18 protein-coding genes, 1 pseudogene and 2 CRISPR repeat arrays are annotated in these 25296 nt (G+C 71.9%); of the genes and pseudogenes, 7 read left to right on the top strand and 12 right to left on the bottom strand.

All coding sequences use genetic code 11. The annotated features are described in order from the left end of the window. The first annotated feature begins 96 nt into the window (after positions 1-96). The gene (locus ACZ3J7_RS06715) at positions 97-1005 is read left to right on the top strand and encodes a LamG-like jellyroll fold domain-containing protein (RefSeq protein ID WP_465617553.1); all 909 of its coding nucleotides are present in this window, start codon (positions 97-99) and stop codon (positions 1003-1005) included. A gap of 72 nt (positions 1006-1077) precedes the next feature. Here the strand turns inward: ACZ3J7_RS06715 and ACZ3J7_RS06720 are convergent, their stop codons facing one another. Further along, positions 1078-1800 carry a DUF6348 family protein gene (locus tag ACZ3J7_RS06720; RefSeq protein ID WP_465617554.1) on the bottom strand — a complete coding sequence of 241 codons (723 nt, stop codon included), beginning with the start codon at positions 1798-1800 and terminating at the stop codon, positions 1078-1080. A 273-nt stretch (positions 1801-2073) separates the two neighbouring features. On the opposite strand from ACZ3J7_RS06720, the gene ACZ3J7_RS06725 reads away from it, so the two are divergent. Then, positions 2074-3729, top strand: a complete 1656-nt coding sequence (locus ACZ3J7_RS06725; protein WP_465617556.1) for a WXG100-like domain-containing protein — start codon at positions 2074-2076, stop codon at positions 3727-3729. Positions 3730-4034: 305 nt separating this feature from the next. Then, the gene (locus tag ACZ3J7_RS06730) at positions 4035-4559 is read left to right on the top strand and encodes a methyltransferase domain-containing protein (RefSeq protein ID WP_465617558.1); all 525 of its coding nucleotides are present in this window, start codon (positions 4035-4037) and stop codon (positions 4557-4559) included. Between the two features lie 28 nt (positions 4560-4587). Here the strand turns inward: ACZ3J7_RS06730 and ACZ3J7_RS06735 are convergent, their stop codons facing one another. Continuing rightward, entirely contained in the window at positions 4588-5574 is a 987-nt protein-coding gene (locus tag ACZ3J7_RS06735; protein WP_465617560.1) for a patatin-like phospholipase family protein, read from the bottom strand. A 241-nt stretch (positions 5575-5815) separates the two neighbouring features. Between ACZ3J7_RS06735 and ACZ3J7_RS06740 the strand changes: the two genes are divergently transcribed. Together ACZ3J7_RS06740 and ACZ3J7_RS06745 are read left to right on the top strand one after the other, a co-directional pair. After that, a complete protein-coding gene (locus tag ACZ3J7_RS06740; protein WP_465617561.1) occupies positions 5816-6439 on the top strand; it encodes an O-methyltransferase in 624 nt (207 codons plus the stop codon). Positions 6440-6774: 335 nt separating this feature from the next. Continuing rightward, entirely contained in the window at positions 6775-8175 is a 1401-nt protein-coding gene (locus tag ACZ3J7_RS06745) for an NAD(P)/FAD-dependent oxidoreductase (RefSeq protein ID WP_465617562.1), read from the top strand. Between the two features lie 33 nt (positions 8176-8208). Here ACZ3J7_RS06745 and ACZ3J7_RS06750 read toward each other — a convergent pair whose 3' ends face one another. After that, complete coding sequence (locus tag ACZ3J7_RS06750) at positions 8209-8523, bottom strand: GNAT family N-acetyltransferase (RefSeq protein ID WP_465617564.1); 315 nt, start codon at positions 8521-8523, stop codon at positions 8209-8211. A 242-nt stretch (positions 8524-8765) separates the two neighbouring features. Further along, positions 8766-8930 (bottom strand): annotated as a pseudogene (locus ACZ3J7_RS06755) (pirin family protein); the annotation flags it as partial. Between the two features lie 89 nt (positions 8931-9019). On the opposite strand from ACZ3J7_RS06755, the gene ACZ3J7_RS06760 reads away from it, so the two are divergent. Continuing rightward, on the top strand, positions 9020-10174 hold the full coding sequence (locus ACZ3J7_RS06760; protein ID WP_465617565.1) for a tyrosine-type recombinase/integrase: 1155 nt from the start codon (positions 9020-9022) through the stop codon (positions 10172-10174). 1342 nt (positions 10175-11516) lie between these two features. Then, entirely contained in the window at positions 11517-11795 is a 279-nt protein-coding gene (locus tag ACZ3J7_RS06765; protein WP_465618020.1) for an IS3 family transposase, read from the top strand. Positions 11796-13026: 1231 nt separating this feature from the next. Further along, positions 13027-13421: a CRISPR direct-repeat array (repeat unit 29 nt; unit sequence GGAGCAACCCCCGCGAGCGCGGGGCCGAG). Between the two features lie 18 nt (positions 13422-13439). On the opposite strand, the gene cas2e is transcribed toward ACZ3J7_RS06765, so the two are convergent. The 8 genes from cas2e to cas3 all read right to left on the bottom strand — a co-directional run bounded on the left by cas2e (position 13440) and on the right by cas3 (position 22959). Continuing rightward, positions 13440-13718, bottom strand: coding sequence for a type I-E CRISPR-associated endoribonuclease Cas2e (cas2e, locus tag ACZ3J7_RS06770; RefSeq protein ID WP_465617567.1), 279 nt, complete (start codon positions 13716-13718; stop codon positions 13440-13442). Beyond that, complete coding sequence (gene cas1e / locus ACZ3J7_RS06775) at positions 13715-14749, bottom strand: type I-E CRISPR-associated endonuclease Cas1e (RefSeq protein WP_465617569.1); 1035 nt, start codon at positions 14747-14749, stop codon at positions 13715-13717. Before cas1e ends, cas2e begins: the two co-directional genes overlap by 4 nt. Positions 14750-14752: 3 nt before the next feature. Next, entirely contained in the window at positions 14753-15520 is a 768-nt protein-coding gene (gene cas6e / locus ACZ3J7_RS06780; RefSeq protein ID WP_465618022.1) for a type I-E CRISPR-associated protein Cas6/Cse3/CasE, read from the bottom strand. A gap of 8 nt (positions 15521-15528) precedes the next feature. Next, positions 15529-16362: a type I-E CRISPR-associated protein Cas5/CasD gene (gene cas5e, locus ACZ3J7_RS06785; protein WP_465617571.1), complete on the bottom strand. Its 834-nt coding sequence runs from the start codon at positions 16360-16362 to the stop codon at positions 15529-15531. After that, positions 16362-17498: a type I-E CRISPR-associated protein Cas7/Cse4/CasC gene (gene cas7e / locus ACZ3J7_RS06790; protein WP_465617573.1), complete on the bottom strand. Its 1137-nt coding sequence runs from the start codon at positions 17496-17498 to the stop codon at positions 16362-16364. Before cas7e ends, cas5e begins: the two co-directional genes overlap by 1 nt. Before the next feature lie 62 nt (positions 17499-17560). Beyond that, positions 17561-18163: a type I-E CRISPR-associated protein Cse2/CasB gene (gene casB, locus ACZ3J7_RS06795; RefSeq protein WP_465617574.1), complete on the bottom strand. Its 603-nt coding sequence runs from the start codon at positions 18161-18163 to the stop codon at positions 17561-17563. Continuing rightward, the gene (gene casA, locus ACZ3J7_RS06800) at positions 18153-19865 is read right to left on the bottom strand and encodes a type I-E CRISPR-associated protein Cse1/CasA (RefSeq protein WP_465617576.1); all 1713 of its coding nucleotides are present in this window, start codon (positions 19863-19865) and stop codon (positions 18153-18155) included. The genes casB and casA overlap by 11 nt, the downstream gene beginning before the upstream one ends. A gap of 211 nt (positions 19866-20076) precedes the next feature. After that, the gene (cas3, locus tag ACZ3J7_RS06805) at positions 20077-22959 is read right to left on the bottom strand and encodes a CRISPR-associated helicase Cas3' (RefSeq protein WP_465617578.1); all 2883 of its coding nucleotides are present in this window, start codon (positions 22957-22959) and stop codon (positions 20077-20079) included. Between the two features lie 145 nt (positions 22960-23104). Beyond that, positions 23105-25270: a CRISPR direct-repeat array (repeat unit 29 nt; unit sequence CTCGGCCCCGCGCTCGCGGGGGTTGCTCC). Positions 25271-25296: the final 26 nt, after the last annotated feature.

Below are 25296 nucleotides of genomic sequence, written 5' to 3' on the forward strand. Positions count from 1 at the left end.
CCTCCCTCCGCGCGGAAACTTCGTTGACAAACCCTTGGAGGTTTCGCGAAGATCCGGATCCACATGATCCGATTGTCAGGGGAGGCGGGGTACGCGATGCGTGGAACGACGGTCCGGCGGAGCCGGGCGCTGGGGTGGAGGACGGTCGCGGCGCTCGCCGTGGTGGCGGCGGGCGCGCTGGGCGTGCCCGGCCAGGCGGCCGCGACCGAGGGGGCGCCGCAGGTCGTCGCCCGCTGGAAGCTCGCCACCGCCGGCGGGACCCCGCAGGTCAGCCCGGGCGAGGGCACGGGCGGGGTGGGCCTCCGGCTCGGCGGCGGCGCCCTGATCGACGGCACCGAGCACATGCTGCTCGCCCCCGGCGTCCTGCGGCTGGACGGCGTCGACGGCTACGCCGAGGCCACCGGCCTGTCGCTGCGCACCGACCAGAGCTTCACTCTGGCCGGCTGGGCCAACCCGTTCGGCCACGGGGCCGGCTACCCGGTCGGCAACCCGGAGCGGGACATGACGGTCTTCTCCTTCGCGGGCGCCGACGACAGCGCGGTGACCGTCCGCTGGCACTACCTGCGGACCGACCCGGCCTTCGGCCCGATCGGCGAGTGGCAGGCCGAACTGCGCGACGCCGACGGGACGGGGAGCGTCACCACCCGGGTCAACCACAGCGACGAGTTCTCCCTGCTGGAGCACTGGACGCACCTCGCCGTCAGCTACGACGCCACCGCGGGGCGGTTCAGCCTCTACGTCAACGGCGGCGTGTCGCGCCAGATCTGCGCGGACGACGCCACCGACTGCCGGACGTACCTCTCCACCGTGGACTCCGTCACCCCGGCGTTCGACGCCACCGGCGGCCTGCAGATCGGCCGGTCCCTGGTGGACGGCGCGTGGGCGGAGCAGTTCGAGGGCGAGCTGGACGACGTCTGGCTCTACCGGGGGGCGCTCGGCGAGGCGCAGATCTCCGCGCTCGCCTCCGACCCGACCGGCGACATCGCCACCCCGACCGGCACCTGACCGACCGGCAGGACGACCGGCAGCCGACCCGACCGGCAGCCGGGCCCGTCGGGCCCGGCCGGGGCGCGGAGGCTACTTCCGCCCGGCCGCCCGGAGTCCGACCTCGGCGGGGGTGCGGGCGCCGGCCCGGCGGACCAGCAGGACGAAGGTCCGGGCGTGCGAGTCGCCCTCGGCGACCCGCGGCCAGTCCAGCGCGGCGAGCGCCCGGGACGCGGCGGCGTGCGGTTCGCCGTGCACCAGCACCTCGGCGTGCGAATCGCCCCCGCCCGCGCCGAACGACACCTGGACGCCGACGAGTTGGTCCCGTCCGAGGTCGCCGGACAGGGCGTCGGCGAGCGCGGGCGGCACCGGGTTGCGGACCAGCCAGTCCTGCACGTCGTGGAAGCGCTTGCCGCCGCCCCAGCCGACCACGCCGCCGTGGATGGCGTGCCAGCCGGGCAGGCCGTCCGGGTCGGAGGGGTCCAGGTGGCCGGCGAACCGGCCGTTGTGCGCGACGAGTTCGATCAGCGCGGCACCCGCGGTGGAGGCCCAGACCTCGACCGCCCGGCGCACCGGGTCCTGGTCGCCGCTGCCGCCGCCGGCCGTCCCGCCCTCGAAGAGGGTGACCCGGTCCGGGACGGCGGTCTCCGGGCGGTTCCGGTCCGCCAGGAAGACCAGGTCGACCCGGTGCGGGTCACCGTCCGCGACGTCCGCCGGAACGTCGCCCAGCCGCACCGCCAACTCGCCCGGTCCGCGGACCTCTTCGCCCTCGACCCGCCACGGTTCGCCGTGCAGCGCGGACAGTTCGTCCGCCACCGCGCCCAACACCGCCTGCGCGGAAGGCCGTTCCGCGCTCCTGCCGGAAGCCCCCGGGCCGGTCCCGGACCGGCCGCGCCACCATGATCCCCATGCCATGGCGGACACCGTAACGTTGTGCGGGTTCGCCCACAATGTGCCCGTGAGGGGTTCGGTCAGGTGGTCGATGTCGTCCACGGTGTGTATCGTCGCACTGCGCGATCAGGGACTTACCGCGGGCAGCAGCTGGGGGCGGCAATGGCTGTGCAACTACCATCGGGGCTCAACCACCTCATGGGTCTACTCGGCGTGCGCTTCCCGGGGGCCAACGAGGACGAACTCAACCAACTGGCCGACCAGTTGGAGAAGTTCGCCGGGGCGCTGGACAGCGCCCAGATGACGGCGGACAAAGCGCTGACCATGCTGCACGAGGTCTACCAGGGCGACTCGGCGGACCGGCTCGCCGAGCTGTGGAGCACCATCACCAAGTACTCCAAGAAGATCACCGAGATCTGCCACACGGTGGCCAAGGTGCTGCGCGCCGCGGCGGTGGTGGTCGAGCTGGCCAAGACCCAGTCCATCACCCAACTGTTCTCCATCCAGGCGCAGTTGGCGGCCGCCTCGTCGACCGGCCCGTGGAGCGCGGCGGCGGTGCTGCGGATGGGCCGCGAGATCATGAACCAGCTGCTGGAGGCGGCGGTCGGCAAGCTCGCGCAGGCCATCACCCGGCCGATCGAGGACATGATCGTGAACGCCGCGCAGAAGGTGCTGCCCACCCCGTCCAGCAACTCCAACGGCCAGGGCTTCAACATCGACCTCGCCCAGCTCGCCGAGTGCGCGGCCGGCCTGCGCCGGGGCGCGGACGACATCGAGTCGCACGGCACCAGCTTCAAGCGGATCGTGCAGAGCCTGCGGATGGGCGAATCCGGCGACAAGTTCGGCAAGTTGGTCATCGAGGCCGCCCAGAAGATCCTGCAGACCATCGCGGAGGACGTGCTCAAGCGGATCCTCGCCTCGTACCGGGACACCGCGGGCAAGATGGACCGGCTCGCGGGCAACCTGAACGAGAACGAGGACAGCAACCGCACGGTGCTGAACAGCCTCACCTCCTTCGCCTCCAACCCGGTCAGCCCGAACGCGACGCCGAGCGGCGCGCTCTCCGGTTCGCTGAACTCGCCGCGCCTCGGCGGCGGCGACGCCGGCCTCGCCGCGTTCGCCTCCCTGATGCCCAAGCTCGGCCCGACCGGCTCCCGTTCCGGCGCCGGCGGCGGCGGGCGGAGCGGTTCCGGGCTCAACACCCTCGGCCTCAAGGAGCCGCTGCTGCCCGGCGCGCACGGCTCCGGCGGCGGCAGCGGGTCCGGCGGCAGCGGCGGCGGCTCCGGGTCCGGCGGCAGCGGTGGCAGTGGCTCCGGCGGTGGGGTCGGCGGCGTGGTCGGGGGCGGCTTCGCCACCCGGCTCGCGGTGCCCGGCAACGGCGGGAGCGGCCGCTCCGGCACCCGCATCGAGACCCAGAAGAGCTCCGAGAACGGCGGCGGCAGCGGCAGCGGCGGCTCCGGCTCGCCCGGCACCGCGACCAACAGCGTCAACCGCGGCGCGGTGCCGCCGGGCGGCATGATGGGCGCGATGGCGATGGGCCACGGCGGCGGCTACGGCCCGGTCGGCAACTCCGCCGTCCGCAACGCCCAGCGCCGGGCCGCCGGCCGAAGCGCCGCTACCGCCGGCGAGGGCCAGGACGGCACCACCGGCCCCGACGGCCTGAGCGCCGTCGACCCGTCCACCGGCGCCACGTACCCCGGCATGCAGTTCGGCCGGGTCACCCCGCACCGCCAGGCCCCGGCCGAGCAGGAGCCCGCGGGCCGGCACGACGACCGCTACGACGACGACTACGACCTCGAACTCGACGGCGTCGACGACATGGACGGCGTCAACGGCTACGAAGCCGCGGAGTGACCCCGCCCGGGCGCCCCGCGTCCGGCCGAACCGACCGAGTGCCCCCGGCACCCGCGCGACCGCCCCTCGGGGGGCGGCGCCGGGCGGCCGGGGGCACTCGGGCTTCCGGCCACCGGAGCGGCCCCCGGTCACGCGGTCACGTCACCACGCCGTCCCGGCACGTTGCACTTCGACGCACTCCTGTGAATTGACCGTGAACCGTAAACTTTTCGGCGTGCTGGTATGGACCACGAACGAAGCAGGTGGCTAGGGTCGTAACGGTTCGCGTCCGCGACCACCTGGACCCCCTGCGACGGGACGTGGCCGTGGCCGAGACTCTGCTCGCCTCCGCGTACGAGGCCGAACGGCTGGACGCCACCGCCGCCTGGGTCGCCCGGCACCGGCCGCCGGGCAGCGGGGCCCTGGCCGAACTGGGCGCCGGGGACGGCGCGCTGACCGGCCGCCTGCTGCGGGCCGGGTACACCGTGCACGCCGCCGAACCCGATCCGGCGCTGCGGGCCAGGCTCTGGGACCGGCTCCGGGGACGGGCCCGGCTCCGGCTGAGCGGGGCCGACCTCGCCGCCCCGCCGCCCGTCCGCCGCCGCTTCGGCGCCGTCCTGCTGATCGACGCCCTGCGGGCCGGCCACGACCTCGAACTGCTGCACGACCTCCCCACCGACCTGCTGTTCGTCGCCCTGGACCCGCCCGCGCTGGACGTCCGGCTGCGCCCGTGGCTGTCCGCCCAGCAGGGCTGGCTGCTGGTGGAGGAGGTCGACCTGGCCGCCCCGCTGCCCGCGCAGCGCGCCCTCGCCCCGGGCAGCCGGGGCGTCCTGCTCCGCCGGGCCCGCTGAACCCGCCGGCCGGGCCGGTGGAGCGGCGTCAGGGCAGCCGGGCGACCACCTCGTCCATCGCCGCCCGCCCGGCCTCCAGCGCGGCCCGCAGCAGCACGCCGTCCCGGGCCAGCCGGCCGACCCTCGGGGCGCCCGGGCCGGGGCGGACGGAGAGCACGGCGGGGCCGTCGCCGGGCGGGGCGAGGTCGTGGCGGCCGAGCGACTCCTCGTCCGCGCGCAGCCGTTCGGCCCGCCCCAGGTAGGAGTCGCGCAGCGGCGCGGGGTAGCGGCGCAGCACCGTCCGGGCGATCAGCCGGGAGCCGCGCGAGGGGCCGGTCGCGGTCGGCCCCGGGGCCGCGAGCGGGCCGCGCGAGCGCAGCACCAGGACGTGGGTGGCGCCCTGGGCGAGCGCGGTGCGGAACGGGACGGACTCGGCCAGTCCGGCGTCGTAGTAGTGGTCGCCGTCGATCTCCACCGGCGGCCCGGCGAGCAGCGGGAGGGCGGCGCTGGCGCGCAGGGCGAGCCGGAGCCGGGCGGGGTCGGTGAGCAGCGGGTGCAGGTCGACGGCGGCGCCGGTGCGGGTGTGGGTGGCGAGCGGGTGCAGGGTGGTGGGGTTGGCGAGGATGGCGTCGAAGTCCATCCGGGCGACGTGCGCGTACAGGTGCTCGACCAGGTGGTCCAGGTCGACGACGGGACGGCCGCGCAGCACGTTGCCGGGGCGCACCATCGCCCGGGCGTACTCGGCGTCGGCCCAGCCGGCCAGCTGTCCGGCGTCGCCGCTCAGCAGCCAGGCGCCGGTCAGGGCGCCGGCGGAGGCGCCGTAGACGGCGTCGAAGGCACTGGTCAGGCCGGCCTCGTGGAGGGCGAGGGCCATGCCGCCGGAGATGATGCCGCGCATGCCGCCGCCCTCGACGGCGAGGGCGATCCGCAGGCCGTCGGTGCGCTCGCCGGGGCGGCTGCCGGTGCGCCGCCGTTCGGCGAGCGCGGTCAGGACGCGGTCGTGCCCGCGCCGGGCCTCGGTGTCCTGCTGGTCCACAGCCTGCTCCCGTGCTCGTGCCCTCGTGCGTCCGTGCCCGCGCGTCCGCGCCCCGAGGGGTGTCCGGACCGCCTGGAAGTGTCGCACACGAACCCGGCGCGCCGTCCGGCCGCGCAGACCCGGCAGTGCGCCGCGGACGCCTGGCCGGAGGCCGAGGCCCCGGGCCCGGTCGGCACCGTCGCCGACCCCGAGCCGCCCGCCCACCCCGTGTCGTCACCCTGCGCCACGCTAGGGTGACGACATGTCGATACTCGGTACCGCCGCCTACGCCGACCACGCCACCGCCGTGCCCGAACTCGTCGCCCGGGCCGTCGAGTTGGCGAACCGGCTGGGGTTCGCCCAGTCCTGCCGCCCGGAGCAGGGCCGGCTGCTGCAGGCCCTGGCGGCGGGCGCGGATCCGGGCCGGGGCGGGGCGATCGGCGAGACCGGCACCGGCTGCGGGGTCGGCCTGGGCTGGCTGCTGGCCGGGCGGCGGCCCGGCGTGCGGGTGGTGAGCGTCGAGCGGGAGGCCGAACGGGTGGACGCGGTGCGGGAGTTGTTCGCCGACGTGCCGGACCTCGAACTGCTGCACGGCGACTGGACGCGGATCCACGAACGCGGACCGTTCGACCTGCTGGTGCTGGACGGCGGCGGCAACGGCAAGCGGACCGCGGCCGCCGACCCGGAGCGGCTGCTCACCCCGGGCGGCACCCTGGTGGTCGACGACCTGACCCCGCTCACCGCCTGGCCGCCGACCCACCGGGGCGAGCCGGACACCGGCCGCACCGCCTGGTACGACCACCCGGCACTGTCGACGACCGAGGTCCGGCTGGCGCCGGACCTCGCCGCCCTGATCGCCACCCGCCGTCACCGACAGCCAAGCTGACGAAGCGTCAGGAGTTCGGATCCCCCGGACGCCGCACAGGACGGCCCGGTCGGCGCCGGGGTCGAGGCCGCGGACGAAGCCGACGCCGACGCCGACCAGCACCACGCCATCCCGGTTGAACGCCGCGCCCTCGCACCAGGGGCCGGCGGCGCTGCCCGCCACGCACCCGCCGCCGTGGATCCGAACCAGGACGGGCAGCGCGGCGACCTTCCCTCGCCCTTATGTCAACGCCATTGACCTTAAGGCCGCCCGCGCGTTCTCATGGCGGAACCCGGGCCCCGCCGTCTCCGCTCCGGGCCCGGAGACCCCCATGCACCGCGAAGGAGCCCTCCGCCATGGCCGCCGACCCCGTCCACACCCTCCGGGACGCCCAGCCCACCCCGTTCTGGCTCGACGACCCCGCCCGCCCGGAGGCCCGTCCCGCCCTGACCGGCGACACCCGGTGCGACCTGCTGGTGGTCGGCGGCGGCTACAGCGGCCTGTGGACCGCCCTGCTCGCCAAGGAGCGCGACCCGTCCCGGGACGTCGTGCTGGTCGAGGCCCGCGAGAGCGGCTGGGCCGCCTCCGGCCGCAACGGCGGCTTCTGCGAGTCCAGCCTCACCCACGGCCTGGCCAACGGCCACCAGCGCTGGCCGAACGAACTCGCCACCCTGGAACGCCTCGGCCACGCCAACCTGGCCGCCATGCAGGACGCCGTCGCACGCTACGGCATCGACTGCGACTGGCGGCGCAGCGGCTCCCTCACCGTCGCCACCGAACCCCACCAGGTCGCCGAACTGCGCGAGTTCGCCGAACTCGCCGCCCGCCACGGCACCCGCTTCGACGTCCTCGACCGCGACGAGGTGCGCGCCGAGATCGACTCCCCGACCTTCCTCGGCGGCGTCTGGGACCGCGACGGCGTCGCCATGCTCAACCCCGCCCGGCTCGCCTGGGGCCTGCGCCGCGCCTGCCTCGACCTGGGCGTCCGCCTGTACGAGCACACTCCGGCCACCTCCCTGGACGCCTCCCCGACCGGCGTCACCGTCCGCACCCCGTACGGCCGGGTCGGCGCCGAGCGGGTCGCCCTCGCCACCAACGCCTTCCCGTCCCTGCTGCGCCGCCACCGCCCGTACACCGTGCCGGTGTACGACTACGCGCTGATGACCGAACCGCTCACGGAGGACCGACTCGCCGCCGTGGGCTGGCGGAACCGGCAGGGCTGGGCCGACAGCAACAACCACTTCCACTACGTACGGCTGTCCGCCGACAACCGGATCCTGTTCGGCGGCTACGACGTGGTGCACCGGTACCGCGGCCGGGTCAGTGCCGAACGCGACCAGCGGCCGGAGACCTTCGCCACCCTGGCCCGGCACTTCGCCCGCACCTTCCCGCAGTTGGAGGGCCTGCGCTTCACCCACGCCTGGGGCGGCGCGATCGACACCTGCACCCGGTTCTCCGCCTTCTTCGACCTCAGCCACCAGGGCCGGGTCGCCTACGCCGCCGGGTTCACCGGCCTCGGCGTCGGCGCGACCCGGTTCGGCGCCGAGGTGATGCTCGACCTGCTGGCCGGCGAACGCACCGAACGCACCGCGCTGGAGATGGTCCGCCGCAAGCCGCTGCCCTTCCCGCCCGAGCCGGTCCGCTCCGTCGGCATCGGCCTCACCCAGTGGGCCCTGCACCGCGCCGACGCCGACGCCGGGCACCGCAACCTGTGGCTGCGCACCCTGGACCGCTTCGGCCTCGCCTTCGACAACTGACCCCGGCCGCGCGGAGCCGCCTCCCGCTCCCCGTCAGTCGCTGACGGCGCTGCGCGCCGAGTACACCAGGTCCGCGTACTCGGGGTGCCGCCCGATCCACCCGGCGTAGAACGGACAGGTCGGCAGCACCGCCAGCCCCTCCGCCCGCGCCCGGTCCAACGAGGCCCGCACCAGCGCCCCGCCGACCCCCCGCCCCTCGAACCGCGGATCCACCTCGGTGTGCACGAACGCGATCAGCTCCGGCGTCCGGATGTACTGCGCGAAGCCGGCCAATTCCTGCCCGAGCCGCGCCTCGTAGCGGTTGGCGTCCCTGGCGTCGGTGATCTCGGGCTGCGTCGTCTCACCCATCGGCTGCTCCCGGTCGGAGAAGGAAGGATCCGTCCCCGCCACTCTAGGCGCGCGCCCCCGCCCTACCCCCGCACCACGACCGGACGCGCTGTACCACCCCAACTCGGCGTACGCGCGCTCGAAGCCGTCCGCGACCAGCTGCGCCTCGTCCCCACTCTCGGCTGTCCGCGCAGACCAGCCCGATCCCCCGCCGCCCGCACGGCCGTGGCCCGACCCGGTGCCGGGTGGGGGGCCGTCCCGGCTCAGCGTTCGCGCCCGCGCGGCTTCAGCGGCGCCGGCGGCAGCTCCGGGGCGGTCAGCCGCTCGCCGTGGTAGCCGTGCACCTCACCGAACCGGGTGCCGTCCGCCCAGTCGGCGCGGGCCCGGGCGATCTCCTCGTGCGAGCGGCCGATGAAGTTCCACCACATACCACGAGTTCGCCGTTTCTCCGCAGCTCAGGGGCTTGATCGACCATCCAGCGTCAGCAAAGTGTCAGCAAGACGCCAGGAGTCGATACATGGCCACGATCAAGCTCGTCCGCGGCATGGGGAGCTTCTTCAAGGAGTGCGAGCACCCCGAGTCACGGTGGCCGAAGTGCCCGCACGAGTACAAGATCCGCTACCGCAACGCGGCCGGGCGGCAGGCCGAGGAGTCGGGCTTCGCCACCCAGGACAAGGCGAAGGCCCGGCTCGCCGAGGTCTACCAGGCTCGTAAGAACGCTCCGCAGAGCCAGCGGAAGGCGGAGCGGATCCAGAAGTACAGCCCGATGCAGTTCCGCGACTACGTCGAGGAGTGGAAGGCTGGCCAGCGCGCCCTCGCACCGCAGTCCCTCCGCCACCTGGACTCGCTCCTCGAACACCACCTGTACCCGGCGTTCGCCAGCCGCCGGATGGGTACCTTCGACCACAAGGTGGTCGAAGCCTTCATCCAGACCATGGAACGCAACGGTGTTGGACTGGCCACCCAGTCCAACACCTTCGATAAGCTGAGGGCGATCCTCCTCAACGCGCACCGGCTGGGTCTCTACAACGAGAGTCCCCTCGCCGGAGTCACCCCGCCCCAGTACGACCCCAAACGCGCCGTCATCCCCTCCCTTTCCCAACTCCAGCGCATCCGCACGGCCGACGACGACAGGTTCCTCCTCATCGCCGACCTCATGAGCGGCTGCGGCCTGCGCAACGGAGAGGCAGCCGCGGTCAACCTCAAGAATCTGGTCGCCGACAACGTCTACCGGGTCACGGAGCAGGTCAACCAAACCACCAAGGGCTACGCGCCCCTGAAGCACCGGAAAGCGGGCGACTACCGCGACGTTCCGCTTCCGGCTCGCGTGAGGCACACCATCGAGTGGTACGCCGACAAGCACGGCACCACCGACGGCTACCTCCTGCGCCATCCGGACGACCCGGACAAGCCGTTCCCGTACTACGTGCTGAGCAACACCTGGCGTCGCGTCAAACGAACCCACGTGGACGCCGTCCCCGAGGGAATGGTGGTCTACGGCCTCCGCCACTTCTTCGCGTCGAACTGCCTCAGCCACAACCTCCCGATCACGGACGTCGCGGAGTGGATGGGCCACAAGAGCATCGATGTGACCTTCAAGATCTACCGTCACCTCATGCCCGGTTCCATCAACCATGCCGCGCAAGCTCTCGACCGGGGCCTCGCCGCGTAAACAGGTGTGGGCCCACCCCCTCGGAGGTGGGCCCACCGAATGGGCGTTCCCTGTTTATGGGCTGAACACACGCTGCTGCTTCACCCATGCTTGGACTTCCGAGATCTTGAACTGCAGCTTCGCGTTCGGGCCCCTCCCGAACCTGTACGAGGTGAGCCCCAGGCGGGGCGCCTCCCGGTACACCCAGGGGATCGACATGTTCAAGTACTCTGCCGTTTCCCTCACCGTCATGAACTGCCCTGACATGCGCCTACCTCCTGAACCGCTGAAGGACGAGCACGCCTCGCGCTCGGCGAGCAGATCTTCGCGGCGATGGGCGAGCTTGGTAGAACCGTAGAAGGGTGTTACTGGGCTTGAACTCGCAGGAACGCGCGAGAGGACCTGATGATGCAGCTGACATCGCCGGTCACGAAGTCGCCGGTCGATGCTTTCGAATCAGTTCCGTTCAAGCGCAACAGTCTCCGACTGAACCGGACCACCCGACCCAGGAAGCCTCAGCGATGGAGCGGACACCGTAGACCCGAGCGGTACCGGTGGTCTCCAGCCGCCCGCTCATCGGAAGGTGGGACCAGTACGTCATACCGAGCGGATACGGCTGTGTCTGCCCACGGGAGGCCGGCGGACCTTCTTCGCCCGCAGCAGGCACTGCGCCCCGCCACCGCTCGGCTCCCTCGCCAGTTGCCGAAGGACGGTCACCACAAGAGGGATGAGCCGGTGAGGAGGGGGAACCAAGGCGCCAGCCTTCATAGCACGATCTGCCTCAAGCCAGTTATTAATGATTGCCTCTGCGGGGCGTGTGCAAAACCATCTCCCCTGGACAGAATTGATGACCCCCTGCGTTCCCGATGGCTGATGTGCCCCGGGTTTGGAGGAGTCGTCTTGCAGGACAGAAGACACTCCGATGAATCAGGGAGGCGTGTGTGCTCCGTAGTTACCCGCCCGAGTTCCACCCCAAGGTCCTTGATCTGATCGACGCCAGACGGCCAGTCAAGCAGGTCGCGGCCGACCTACGGGATCAGCGATCAGACCGTGTACGCCTGGCGGCGTCAGCAGTTGATAGACACAAGACTGCTACTCGGGAAGACCAGCAGCGAGAACGAGGAACTGGCGGCAGTCCGCCGCAGGATCGCCGAGCTGGAGACCGAACTCACCATCCACCGACAGGCCACAGAGCTGCTGGCGAAGGCGGTGACCCAAAAGGCGGTTCGAGGCCATCGCCGTGATGGCCTCAGAAGGATTCCCGGTCCTGCCGGGTCCTGGGCGTGTCCGAGTCCGGCTTCCACGCTATCGCGGTCGCGCGCCCTCGGTCCGCTCGGTCCGCCACGCCTGGCTCACCGGCGTGATGCAAGTGGCCCAATCGGCCTCTCACGGCATCTACGGCTCGCGACGCATCCACGCCGAACTGCGGCTGGGCCGCGGTATCCATGTGAGCTACAGGGCTGTCGCGCTGCTGATGCAGCACGCCGGGATCAAGGGGCTCCCCGGCAACCGGCGCCGCCGGCCCCGGCCCGAGACGTCCACCCCCGCAGACCTGCTCGACCGGCAGTTCACTCGCAACAGCCGCGACCAGCTGTGGGTCACCGACACCACCGAGCACCCCACACGCAAAACATCGCGATGAAGCCGGCAACACCTCGAGCCTGCCCGGCACCCCTCCGCCCCTTACTGGATCTCGCCCTACCCGTACCACAGAGCTCGAGAACCACACGCCTGCTCGGGCACCGACCGACGAGGAAGTTGAGCATGAGAGTCATCCCTTGGATGCTTGCAGCCTGCATCCAAGGGATACTGCTACGGCAGATCTCGGTCCCGCGCCCGCGGGAGTGGCTCCAAGGTAGCCCAACGCTGTGCACCGGCACTGTGCATCGGCCCCGCGCTCGCGGGGTAGCTCCATCAGGCACGAGACGTCGGACCAAGACGACTCCTCAAGGGCGAAGAACAAAGTAGCTCAGCGCTGGGCACCATCAACTTCACTGTCTAACAACACTCTTGATGGCGCATCAGGTGGCCTGAGGCAGTGACGGTGCGCTACTGTGACCTTCACGCACATACAGAAGGGCGCCCCATGCCTCGCAAGCATTGAGTGGGGCGCCCGCCTACGAACCGGAGGACAGATGCCTCTCCCGATCCGCGATGCTCGCGTATGCGGCAGCATCTCCAACATCTTCGCACGTCAGCTGTGCCGAAACAAGAACCTTGTGGCGTTGGCCACGACTGCTGCCACCTGTGTGGTCAAGGGTCACCCGGCAACCAACACCCCCGAGCAGATTGCGGGGCTGGTGATCGCGATCATCGTCTTGATCGTCGTAAGTACTAACGCTTACACACCTGTTGGCCGACCGCACCCGAATCTGGCCGGGCCCCGTTCAACGCGTCGTAGGTGAAGCGGTCGTCGCTTCTCCGTAAAGTTTCGAACACGAGCTCCCGTAACGCCGAGCGAGCCGTCGAGCTGCTGATCCAGTTGGGCTGCGATGCATATGCTTGCCCAGATTGAACTCGCGATGCTGGCGGTCACGGCGAGGCATGGATCGACCCAGTTCTGACTAGGCAGTCATCGATGAGGTGCGGACAGCGCTAGATCTTCCGTAAGGCATGTCCGGCTGTACACACCGAGTACCCGTACCAGCCAAGGCGACGCTGACTGGGGAACTGGAGCACGACAGTGACCAGGAGTCCCTATACAGCTTGAGGTTAGGCATGTGTGAGGCCAGCTGGTAGATGATCAGGCAGCTCTGGCCGCCGAGATGAACTCCTTCATCTCGGCGGCCAGATGGGTATTCAGGTTGTCTCAAACTAGGGTGGTCAGGCTGCTACACCGAGGTTCTCATCCTTGCCGACCCGGATGAAGCCGGGGAACAACCCCCGCGAGCGCAGGGCCGAGGCCCATGCCGTCGTTGTGTCGGTGAAGGTCGGGGAGCAACCCCCGCGAACGCGGGGCCGAGAGCGCGGGCGGTCTGAACCAGAAGCTCAACACGGAGCAACCCCCGCAAGCGCGGGGCCGAGTAGGTGCGGTCGTACAGCAGGCTCCAGGACAGGGAGCAACCCCCGCGAGCGCGGGGCCGAGCACCAGCACCAGGCCGCCACCGGCCACGGCGAGGAGCAACCCCCGCGAGCGCGGGGCCGAGTCCGGACCAAGAGGGGTTTCCGTCTCGGTCCGGGAGCAACCCCCGCGAGCGCGGGGCCGAGTGGCGTTGAGGGGATGGGAAGGCTGAGGATGCGGAGCAACCCCCGCGAGCGCGGGGCCGAGGCTTCGTGAGCTGGGGTTTTATCGGGGCGGACGGGCGGAGAGGATCAGTCCGTCGAAGTCGACGGGCTTCCAGCGGTCTGTGCCGGCGGTGCGGACGGTCCAGCCTTGTTCGTTGGTGGCGGGTTCGACGAGGATGGCTTGGCCGGTGCCGATGCGGGTGGCGAGGAGGTCCCAGAGGCGGTTGCGGATGCGGCGGCTGGGGTTGCCGACGAAGACGCCGGCGTGGACTTCGACCATCCAGCGGGTGAGGTGGCCTCGTAGGCCTTCGGGGGCGGCGATCAGGACGATGACGGTCATCGCGGGGGCTGCTTCGGGTCGTTGTCGAATTCGGGGCCGATGATCGCCAGGTGCTCGTCCTCGTCCCCCATGCCCGGGTCGATGGTTTGGAGGGTGGAGCCACCGTTGTCGGCAGACCAGTTGACGCCGCCCTGGACCGCGCCGAGCTTCTCGTCCCACAGCTGGTTGACGTCCTGGTTGTCCAGGTCGATGCCGTCCGGGGTGAGGAGGGCTTTGACGTCGCGGACGATTCGGCCGAGGAGGCGGTCTTCTGCGATGCGGTCGCGCAGGCCGAGGCGGGCGTCGCGTTCTTCGGTGTGGCTGCGGGCGGTGAGGTCGAAGGCGAGGGGGATGGTGTAGTCGGCTTTGTAGAGGTCGGCGATGTCGAGGACGAAGGACGTGGCCAGGCCAGTGTGGACGAATCCGAGGCCGGGGCTGGCGCCGAGGCCGGTGATGACGGCGTGGCAGATGCCGTAGAGCGCGGCGTTGGCGGCGGAGAGGAGCCGGTTGAGGTCGTCGCCGGCGGCGTGGGCGTCTCCGGGTTGGTAGACGCGCCCGTTCCAGGGGACGCCGGTGCGGCGTGCGTGCGCCTGGTAGAGCTTGCGGATCCTCGCACCTTCGCGGCCGCGCAGCTGCTGCATGGTGGCGCTGTCCACGTCCTCGCCGGGGAAGCGCATGCGGTACATGGCGCGGGCGACGGCGAGGCGTTCCTTGGTGCGGCTGACCAGCCACGCCTGCCGGTTCAGCAGGCCGGCGCCGCGGCTGGGGCCGAGTCCGGCCGCGTACATGCGTACGCCCTGCTCGCCGACCCAGCACACGGTGGTGCCGGAGTCGGCGAGCAGGTTGACCGCGCCGTGGGTGATCCGGGTGCCGGGGCCGAGGAGGAGGACGGCGACCATGGCGGCCGGGATGCGGACGGTCTCACGCTTGTTGATGACCACGACGGCGTTCTCGTCGCGGTCGATGTGACTGCGCTCGACGTAGACGTTGGAGATGCGGTCGGAGAGGCGGTGCAGGTCGTGGGGGTGGGCTTTCCACCAGATGTCGGCCATCGGTCAGCGGGCTGCGCCGGTGCCGGGGAGCGGAGCGAGGGTGAGCAGCCCGCAGCCGTAGGCCTTGGAGGGGCCGATGCCTTCGAGGAGGGCGGTCCTCATGAGGTCGGGGTCGCTGATCCGCAGGCGTCCTTCGAAGGTGGCGGTGGTGAGGGTGACGGGGGTGCGGGTGCCGGGCTTGGTGAAGGTGCGCCGGTCGCGGTTGGTGATGCGGACCTCGCGGGCCGGTGGCCCGTCGCCGTCCGGGGCGCCCATCCCGGGGACGGGCGCGTCGGTACGGGATTCGGGGACGGTGAAGCCCCAGCGGGTGGTGCGGTCGAGGAACCAGGCGAGCTGGTGTGTGGCGGTGCGGTGAGGGAGGCGGTAGGAGCGGTGGTGGAGCTCGTCGGCAGTCTTGGTGCGGTGGGGGCTGCTGCCGGCCGGTTTCGAGGTGTTCTGGACGGGGCTGGCGGTGAGCCGGAAGGCGTACTCGCGGCCGAGGGCGAGCTGGGCGAGCAACGGGGCGTACTCGCGGATCGCGTAGTGCTCGCCGTCGGCGTCGGGCCAGCCGGCCTGTTCGACGAGGTGGGTCCAGTCGGGTTTGCCGGGGGTGAGAACCAGGAGGTGCGGGCGCCGCGGGTGGTCGGTGTCGAGGCGCCAGAGGACCCGATCGCCGGGTGCTTGGTCGGGGACTCCGGCCTGGACGGCGCCGTGCAGGGCGCGCGGGTTGGCGAGCAGGGTGCGGCTGGCCGCGCGCAGGGGGTTGATGCGGACGCGGGAGAGGTAGGTCATGGGTCGGGTCACCAGCCCAGCAGGGCGAAGGGATCGTGGCCGCCGTCGGCGGGCGGCTCGGTGGGGAGGGCGGCTCGGAGGCCGGTGGGGACGCTGAGCCACTCGTGCCGGACCTTGCGGCTGCCGAAGCCGCGACGTCGCGGGTCGAAGCTCAGCGGGACGTCCTGGCAGGTGTCGTCCCCGTGCGGGTCGTCGAAGCTGGCCGCCAGGTCGACGCGGTCGGTCCGCCGCGGGACCTGTCCGCGTTTCGCCTGCAGCTCGTACACCTTCCTGGTCTGTTCGTTGGCCTGCCAGGGCTCCTCCGCGAGTGCCGTCTCCAGTGGTGTGCCGCAACGGAGACCGAGGCCCAGCGGCTGGGTGGGTGTGCAGGAGCGGCGGCCGAGGGCTAGCGGGAAGGAGGGGTGGGTGACGGCTTCCCCGAGGGCGGTGACCAGTTCTGCGGGTCCTTCGACGGCGACGAGGAACACCGCGTCCTGGAGGTAGTAGCGGTGTGTCACGTGGGTGTGCTTGCTCGGCGACGTGGGCTTCTGGATGCCCTTCGCGTTGACGCCGGCCTGGGGCAGCGGCAGGCCGCGGTAGTCGCTGACGGTGTGGTAGTCGCGCAGGAGCGTGCCGGGCTGGTCCACCCGGACGCCGAGCCGTAGGCCTACCAGGTCGGTGAGGTCGGCTTCGCGCGGACGTCCGGCGGCTGCGGCGAGCAGTCCGACGACGCCGGACTTGGTGGGCTGCGGGGTGGTGTCGCGGCGGTTGAAGGCGCTGCGGTCGCCCCAGGACTGGAGCGGCCCGGCGAGCCGCAGCAGGAGGACCGCCCGCTCGTCCGGCGGGGTGGGGTCGGTGGGCATCAGTGTGCTGCCGCCCGCTCGGTGAGGGCGGTGCGCAGGCCGTCGCGGAGTTCGGCGAAGGTGCGGTTGGCGCCGAACGCCTCGGTGAGCGCGGCCGCTTCGGGGCTCGAGGTGTCCAGGGTGTGGCAGATGGCGGTGTGGAGTGGTTCGTCGCCCCACTGGGAGGTGGCGGTGCGGTACTCGGCGGCGAGGCGGCGGGCCGATTCGGCGAGGATGCCGTCGCCGACCGGGACGGCGTTCTCGTACGCGGAGACCAGGTTGACGGGCTGGTCGGTGCGGACCACGACGGCCACCAGGCTGGGCCGGGTGCGGTGGGCGAAGGAGTTGCCGTAGCCGGTGGGCATGGAGCGGGCGAAGGAGTCGACGAAGAGGTCGACGGCCTCGACGGCGGTCTTCTCCTCGCCGAGGTTGTCGGTCAGCTGGTGCAGGCCGACGGTGGCGTAGCGGTACAGGGTGGCCGAGTTGAAGCCGATGGTGCCGATCATTCCGGCGCCGGTCTCCTCGTCGCCGGTCTCGTCGTCCACGGCCGTGTAGTAGTCGAATTCGAGCTCGGTGGCGTGGGTGGAGAGGGCGTGGGCGACCTGGGTGGCGGCGTCGACGTTGAGGCCGGGGATGTCGGCGACCATCCGGCCGAACAGCGCAACGTCGACGGGGTGGCCCTGCTGGAGCTGCTCGCGCACCGGCAGGTTCTTCACCCGCTCCTCCAACTGCTGGTCGTCGAGCGCCGCCAGCTCCACCGCGTCGGCGGCGACCAGGTCGACGATGCCCTCCAGCTGCCGACGGCCGTAGAACAGCAGGTACGCGGTGTCGCCGGCCTTCTTGCCCGCGGCGATGCCCATCGGCTTCAGCAGGGCACCGGCGATGCGCTGTGCGTCCTCGGCAGACAGGGCGGCACGGGCGGTGAGGCGTTCGGCGAGTTTGCCCGCGATGCGCTTGGTGCGGGTGCCGAGGTCCTGCTGCTCGTAGCGTTCCGCGAAGTGCAGGCGGGTGGCGCGCTTCCAGGCCTGGGAGGAGACCCGGGAACGGCGCTTGCCGCCGAAGTACGCCTCCTTGGGGCTGCCGTTGTCGTCGCGGTTGAGGTTGGCCGGCGGGACGGTCTGCAGGATGTGGACGTCGATGTAGAGACGGGAGGGCACGCGCTTCTCCTGAGGCTGGGGGTGGTGGGACGGACGGGACGGGGTGCGGTTGCCGAGGACGGTCACTCGTCGGTGTCAGGGGCCTTGCTCTGCCATGCCCGGTAGCCCAGCGCCCACTTGAGCCGGACGTGGGGGCGCCGCTCGGGCTGGTACCAGGCGCGGATGTCGGCCATCAGGTGGTCGTAGTCGAAGGGCTGGCCGACCGTCCGCAGTTGGGTGACCAGGCCGCGCAGGTGGACCAGGAGGGCGGGAACGCTGGTCGCGGCGGCCAGTTGGGCGACCCGGGCGTCCAGTGCGTTCTCGCTGTACTTGCCGTCGCGGCGCAGTTCGCGCAGCGCTCGGCCGAGTTTGATACCGCTGCGGTGCATCGGCCTGCTCTGACCCTGCTGGTGCAGGCCGTAGAGGGCGAGCGCGGCGTGCTCGGCCTGCTGCTCGTCGGAGACCCGGTCCCGCAGCGCCAGCACGTCGTCGACCTCGGTGCTGTAGTAGGGCCACATCTTCGGGCTGTCCATCACCGGCCGCCCGAGTCCGGAACGCAGCGCGGCCAGCTCCTCGCCCGGCGGGCGGCGCGGCTGCTTGGAGCGGGGGTCGATCCGCCAGCCGTGGTCGGGGGCGGTGTACTCGTGCCAGTACCGCCGTCGGGCAGCGGGCTGTTCAGTCGTCAACGTGGACTCCGGAGAGGGGTTTTACGGTGTCTTCGAGCGCGCCGAACCGGTCTCGTACGGCGGTGCGGGCGGTGTGGGCGTGGCGCGGGAGGATACGGGCGACCTCGCGGCTGAAGCTGTCGGCCGCCGTGCCGAGGGAGAAGGCGTGGGCCTTGCCCTGCTTGCCCGCCTGGGTGATGGTGCGCCCGGCGAACGTGGTGGCGGGGGCGGCTGCCAGCAGGGCGTCCGCGTGCTCCCAGCTCCGCCAGGCGGCCGCTTCCTCCCAGGCGAAGCGGCCGCGCTCCAGCAAGTCCTCGTCCCCGCCCACGGACCGGGCCCCGGCCAGCACCCGGCGGACCAAGCCGTCGAGGACGTGCAGCAGCAGTTCACCCGGCCGCTGTCCCTTGTCCCACGGGATCGGCTCTGCCCCGGCCGCGCGGCGCAGGTCCGCGGAGAGGTTGTTGAGGGCCCGGGCGAGTTGCTCGGCCTGTTCGGCGACGTCCAGCAGGAACAGCCGCGTCTCGCTGTCCCCGTGGAGGGCGAGCAGCGGAAGGGGGATGGAGTCGTGGACGACGTCCTCGACCACCGCGGACTGCGTGCCGTACACCATGCCGAAGGTTTCGACCCGCAGCGGGTAGTCGGCGGCCAGCCTGCCGTCCTCCTGCAGGGCGCCGATCCGGTCGAGCAGCACGCTGGTCTCGAAGGCGCCCTCGTCGTTCTGCCGGACGGGCGCGAGCAGCGCCTCCAGCCCGCGCCAGGCGGCCTTGCCCTGAGCGTGCCGGCGCGGCCGGCGCTCGGGGGCACGGCTTGATGCCTTCTTCGCTGCTGCGGTGAATGTCCAGGCGGTGTGCGGTTCCCACTCCGGTGTCGCGGGGAGCCGGTCGCCGGCGCTGATCACGACGCGGGTCACCTTCGTCCCGCCCGCCTCGTCCTGCTCCGGGATCAGGCGGACGCGCCGCGCCTGCCACGTCCACAGGTCGAGCAGGCCCTCGGCCGGCCGCTGCTCCCAGGCCGGTGTGGCCGGGGGGCGTTCCCACTGGGGCTTGCCGAGGTTGGCGGCCGCGGTGACCGGGATGTTCAGCTGCAGCGTCTCGTACAGGGTCCGCCCCATCGGGACGATCACGCCGAGCTGGCCGAGGGGACCGGTCGGGTTGCCGGTGGTCTTGCCGGCCTTCGCCTTGTCATCCCCGACGACACCGGTCTTGATCGCGGCGGTGTCCCAGCAGTGGGTGTGCAGGAGCCAGTGGACGGCCTGCGCGGGCGTCAGGTCGAGCGGGTCGGCGTCCGAACGGCTGGCGAACAGCGGGACGTTGTTGCCGCTCGCCGCGGTGGCCACCAGGGCGGCCGCCCCCTTCGTCTCGTCCTTCGCCGTCCGCAGGCCGGCCACCTGGGCGAAGGGCGCGGCCTGGTCGAACAGCTCGAAGCGGGACCGGTGTTCGGCCAGGTACGCGAGCAGGTCTTCCCTCTCCTGGGCGCTGAACCCTCCCCGGGCCAGGCGCTCACCCTGCGCTGCCGCCGTCGCGAGCGCCCCCAGCGCGGCCACGACCACGGGCAGGAGCACCTGGCGCAGCACGGCGGGGAGCTGCGTGGCGAAGTCGACGGATAGGCCGTCGAACTCGTGCGCCCGCGTCAGCGCTTCGGCGATTCCCAGGTGAACGCGCGGGCCACCGTCGAGCGGGCGCAAGGCCAACCACGGCTCGTCCACCAAGTTGTACTCGAGCACAGATGATTCTCCCAACCAGCCATGTCTGTCAGGGGATTGGGGTCCATAGTGGCACCAGGCGCCAACCGTTGAAGGGTGAATGCTTGAATTGCCGTCTGCCCCCGCAGGGGATCGCCCCCAGCCGTGTCTACACGGTCAGGTCGGCACCAAGTAGGCCCCGCTATCGCGGGGTTGGGGTGGGCAGGGTTCTCCTTGCCCACCCCCGCACCCGCTACGGGCGGCCGGCCACGACCAGCCCGAGCCGGTCGTCGTACCGGAGCCTACAACCGCCGAGCCTCGCCTCGTCCTGCTCGTCCAACTCCAGCGCCTTGCCGTAGCGAAGCCACGGATGGTCGCGCCAGCCCGGCAGCGGGCCGAGAGCGTGCTGTTCCACCGCTGCGGTGAGCCCGGTCGGCAGTCGGACGGTACCGGTGAGCACGTCGTCCAGCAGCTCAGCTGCGGTCTCGCCGTTCGGACCCAGCGCACGGCCGGTCATCGCCTGGTAACCCCCACCGACTCTGCGGACCAGGATCACTTCCACGCTCGGGTCGCCGTCCCTGACCAGGGCCTCCATCTGCCCGTCGCGCAGTACGCCCTGACCTCCGTAGTGCAGGCCCTCCAGGGTCGGCTGCCCGTGCTCGCCAGTCCGGGCGAGCAGGTACGGAGCGGCTGCCGCCCGACGCTTGGAGCGATTCTCGTTCCAGACCTTCCGCGCCGTCGACTCCTCCTCAGCCCACTCCGACGGGACGATCCGGTCGCTGCCGTAGACCCGGGCGACCAGCTCCGGGACCTGGCCCGGAACGCTCCACTTGCCGCCGTCGGCCTTAATCACCTCGGCCGCCGTGCGAAGCAGTGGGTAGCGGCCGTAGATGCCCTCTGAGGCTCGGAGCAGCCACGGGACACCGCCACCTGCCTGGCGCAGCCCCGTCACGACGGCCGTCGGGTGCGTGAGCCTGAGCGGACGCGGATTGCCGTCGTGGCGGTGCAGGCGGCCGATGCGCTGTAGCAGCAGGTCGATCGGCGCGAGATCCGTGACCAGCAGGTCTGCGTCGACGTCGAAGGACTGCTCGGCAAGTTGCGTGGCGACGACCACCATCCGCTGGGGACGCGGCCGGCCGTCATCACGCCTGCCGAGCGCCTCCAGCACTGCCGCGGTGCGGTCCGCGCGGTGCCCGGCGTGGAATCGGCCGTGTAGCAGGTGCACCTCCTGGTCGCCGAACTTCGCACGCAGTGCCTCGAAGGTGCGCTGGGCCCGGTCGACGGTGTTGCGGATGACCAAGGCGCAACCACCGTCGGCGAGTTGTTCCTGCAGGTACTCCGCAACCGCCTCGGCAGCCGGGCCCGACGGATCCTCGTCCTTCGGATCGGCCACCGGCTCGTCGAGGACGTGCACCTTGACCTCCAGGTCCTCCCGCCAGGTCTCCGTGCTGTCCACCAGCAGGTGCGGACCGTCCTCGCCCACCCATGCCGCCGTCACGTTCGGATAGCCGTCCGGCTGCGGGAATTCGACCTCCGGCGGGGTCTCTGCGCACTGCGCCCCAGCCAGGTACGCCGCCACCAAGCCGCGGCGCTGCTCGGGGGGGAGCGTCGCCGACAGCAGGAGCACGGGCACGCCCGCCTGCCCGAGCCAGCGCAGGCCCTCCAGCAGGAACTGGGACATGTAGACGTCTGCGGCGTGGACCTCGTCCAGGATCACCACCTTGCCCACCAGGCCGGCCATCCGCAGCATGACGTGCTTCGTCCGAGTCGCGGCCTGGAGGAGCTGGTCGACGGTGCCGACCGCGAACGGGCTGAGCAGACCGCGGCGGCGCCCGAGGAACCACTCGGACGGGCCACGCCGCTGTGGCTCGGCCTCCTCCTCTCCGAACGACCAGGCCATCCCGTACTCGTCCTCACCGACCGAGCCGTAGCAGTCGTCCGCACCGAAGCCTTCGCTGTCCCCGGCGCCGTCAAGGAGGGCACGCCACTCCCTGTTGAAGATCCGTTTGCCGTGCAGCAGGGCCACCTGGTCGGCCAGTCGTTCGTCGATCTCCCCCAGCCATGAACGAACTTGAGTGAACATCGGATCAGCCGTCGCCTGCGTCGGCATACCCAGGAACACCCCGTCCGCTCCGCTTCGAGCGGCCAGCACCTCTGCCGCCGCGAGCGCCGCCTTCGTCTTGCCCTCACCCATCGGCGCCTCGATGACCACCAACCCCGGCCCGCCCATCCGGCGCACCGCGTCCAACACCATCTGCTGCGACTGCCTGGGACCGTCACCGAACCTGTCTTGGAACAACTCCGGCCCGGGCAAATCCAGTTGCCCCCAACCTCCGCGCAGCTGCAGGGCCGACCAAGCCGCCTTGGCCCGCTCGCGCGCTCCTTCCAACGAGACCTGCGCGAGATCGGCGATACCGTGGAAGTGCCGCTCGTTGCTGGCAATCCAATCCGCCATCACCACGAACCCCGCGAGCTGCAGCTGCACCACCCGTGGCGGCACCTCACACGGCTGCACCTCGGCCAGCGGACACTCGCCGCCGAAGCCGACCTCCCGGCTGAAGACTTCGAGCAACACCGCCTGGGCCCTCTGCCAGGCAGCTCCGCGTCCCTGGAACTCCTCGTTCTTCTTCGGCGGCGCCAGATCCCCCACCGTCGGAAACGTACCGTGATGCCCCGCCATCAGCGGCCACACCCAAGCCGTCTGCTCCTCCGTCCAGCCCGCTTCGGCAAGCAACTTCCGCAGTAACCGACCACCCGCCCGGTCGTGCCGCCACTTCTTGCCCCCCGCGACGGCGTACTCGTTCCACCTCAACCCCGCTGCTCGCACCGCAGCGGCACCAGCCGCATCCATGTGCTGGAAAGCCGGGGTCGCCTTCCCCAAGTCGTGCACACCACACAACCACACGAACAACAACCGACCCCGGCCCCGACCACCCGCCACCGCGTCCAGCCGCCGACGCGTCACGGGCGGCAGGTACTCGTCCCACATCACTTCGGCCACTGCGGCCGTGTCCAACATGTGCGAGATCAGCAGATTCGCCGTCCCCCCGGCCTTCCCTGCCGACTTCCCCCACAACGCGCCCAGCCAGCCGGTCGTCTCCCCCGAGAGCTCCCAACTCCCCATAATCCCGCCCACCTTACGACTCTGATCCACTACGCTCCGCAGCGTAGAGGACCCCACCGACAACTCTCGGACAGCACCCAGGCCATGCGTACTTCCCCACCGAACCCAACTAATAAAATTATCGCCCCCTGACCCACAACACCCCAGCTCACCAAGCCTCGGCCCCGCGCTCGCGGGGGTTGCTCCGGGGACTGCTGGACCTCCACATTGTCCGGGTCCTCGGCCCCGCGCTCGCGGGGGTTGCTCCGCGGACTTCAGCGTACCGGCCTTCGACAGGTTCTCGGCCCCGCGCTCGCGGGGGTTGCTCCCCCGGTGACCGGCTCCACGTCGCCCAGATCGCCTCGGCCCCGCGCTCGCGGGGGTTGCTCCCTCGGCACGGACGGCGTCATCGGCTCCAAGACCCTCGGCCCCGCGCTCGCGGGGGTTGCTCCAACGCCGGGTCGACTTTCACCGCCAACGACACCTCGGCCCCGCGCTCGCGGGGGTTGCTCCACTCGCCTCGCCCGCCGACCACGTCCACCCGCCTCGGCCCCGCGCTCGCGGGGGTTGCTCCGGGCTCTCGACCAGCTCGCCGCCCGCGGGGTGCTCGGCCCCGCGCTCGCGGGGGTTGCTCCTTCGCTTCCATCCGGATCTGGCCGTCGGCCACCTCGGCCCCGCGCTCGCGGGGGTTGCTCCTTGGCGGCGAGGTCGGTGGTGCCGGCCGCGTCCTCGGCCCCGCGCTCGCGGGGGTTGCTCCTCGACGGGTGCGCGTGCGAGACGGACGACGCTCTCGGCCCCGCGCTCGCGGGGGTTGCTCCTGGCCGATGTAGGCGCTGCTCGCCACCGGACGCCTCGGCCCCGCGCTCGCGGGGGTTGCTCCTGCAGGACACCGTCGACGGCATCGCGTGATGACTCGGCCCCGCGCTCGCGGGGGTTGCTCCACGCTGCGTAGTGAAGGGCGTTGATGCGACGGCTCGGCCCCGCGCTCGCGGGGGTTGCTCTTCCTCGTCGACATGGGCCGCGAGTACTGGCTCCTCGGCCCCGCGCTCGCGGGGGTTGCTCCACGCGGAAGTCGCCCGCGAGCGCCGCGTCCAGCTCGGCCCCGCGCTCGCGGGGGTTGCTCCCCGTCGATGGTGGACATCACCTTCTTCGAGCGCTCGGCCCCGCGCTCGCGGGGGTTGCTCCGTGCGCGCCGCCGCCTACGACCTGTCCACCGACTCGGCCCCGCGCTCGCGGGGGTTGCTCCGTTGCAGGGGGCCGGGGCCATTGGAGTGCGGGCTCGGCCCCGCGCTCGCGGGGGTTGCTCCTGGTCCTTGCTGAGGTAGCCGTCGAGGCGGTTCTCGGCCCCGCGCTCGCGGGGGTTGCTCCGCGGCGGCGACGGCCGGCGCGCACGGCCGCCTCTCGGCCCCGCGCTCGCGGGGGTTGCTCCCCCTCGTCAAGGGCATCACCAGCCAGCAGGAGCTCGGCCCCGCGCTCGCGGGGGTTGCTCCTTCCGCTGGGTGTTCTCCCTCGGCGGCCGGGACTCGGCCCCGCGCTCGCGGGGGTTGCTCCTGGAGCAGCAGATCCGAGCCGGCATGGCCAGTCTCGGCCCCGCGCTCGCGGGGGTTGCTCCGACTGGTGAACCGCTGCGCCCCGGGGACCGCTCTCGGCCCCGCGCTCGCGGGGGTTGCTCCCGGGATCACCATCAGCTTCGAGATGACCGAGTCTCGGCCCCGCGCTCGCGGGGGTTGCTCCCTGCAGATCGACTCGCAGGACACCGCGCACAACTCGGCCCCGCGCTCGCGGGGGTTGCTCCTCGCCCAGCGCCGCCAGGCCGCGCTGGAGCAGCTCGGCCCCGCGCTCGCGGGGGTTGCTCCCAATCCCACACGCCCATGGCGCACCAAGGACCCTCGGCCCCGCGCTCGCGGGGGTTGCTCTCCGGTAGCGCTCCACCCCACCTGCCCACCGGTCTCGGCCCCGCGCTCGCGGGGGTTGCTCCGCGCTGAACCTCGCGCACGGCGTCAGCCACCGCTCGGCCCCGCGCTCGCGGGGGTTGCTCCCCGGCCCTCGGCGCGCACGTCCTCGCGGGGATCTCGGCCCCGCGCTCGCGGGGGTTGCTCCCAGGAGGACATGGCCGCGATCGCCGCCGCCAACTCGGCCCCGCGCTCGCGGGGGTTGCTCCGAGCAGGACCTGACCGACTCCATGCCCACCACCTCGGCCCCGCGCTCGCGGGGGTTGCTCCGGGACCGCCGTCGACTGGCAGGTCTACGGCTACTCGGCCCCGCGCTCGCGGGGGTTGCTCCCCGGCGGGGTTGGCGGCGACGCTGCTGAAACGCTCGGCCCCGCGCTCGCGGGGGTTGCTCTCCGGCATCGCCCCCAGCCGAACGCCA

It is taken from the genome of Kitasatospora sp. NPDC015121, from assembly GCF_055562955.1.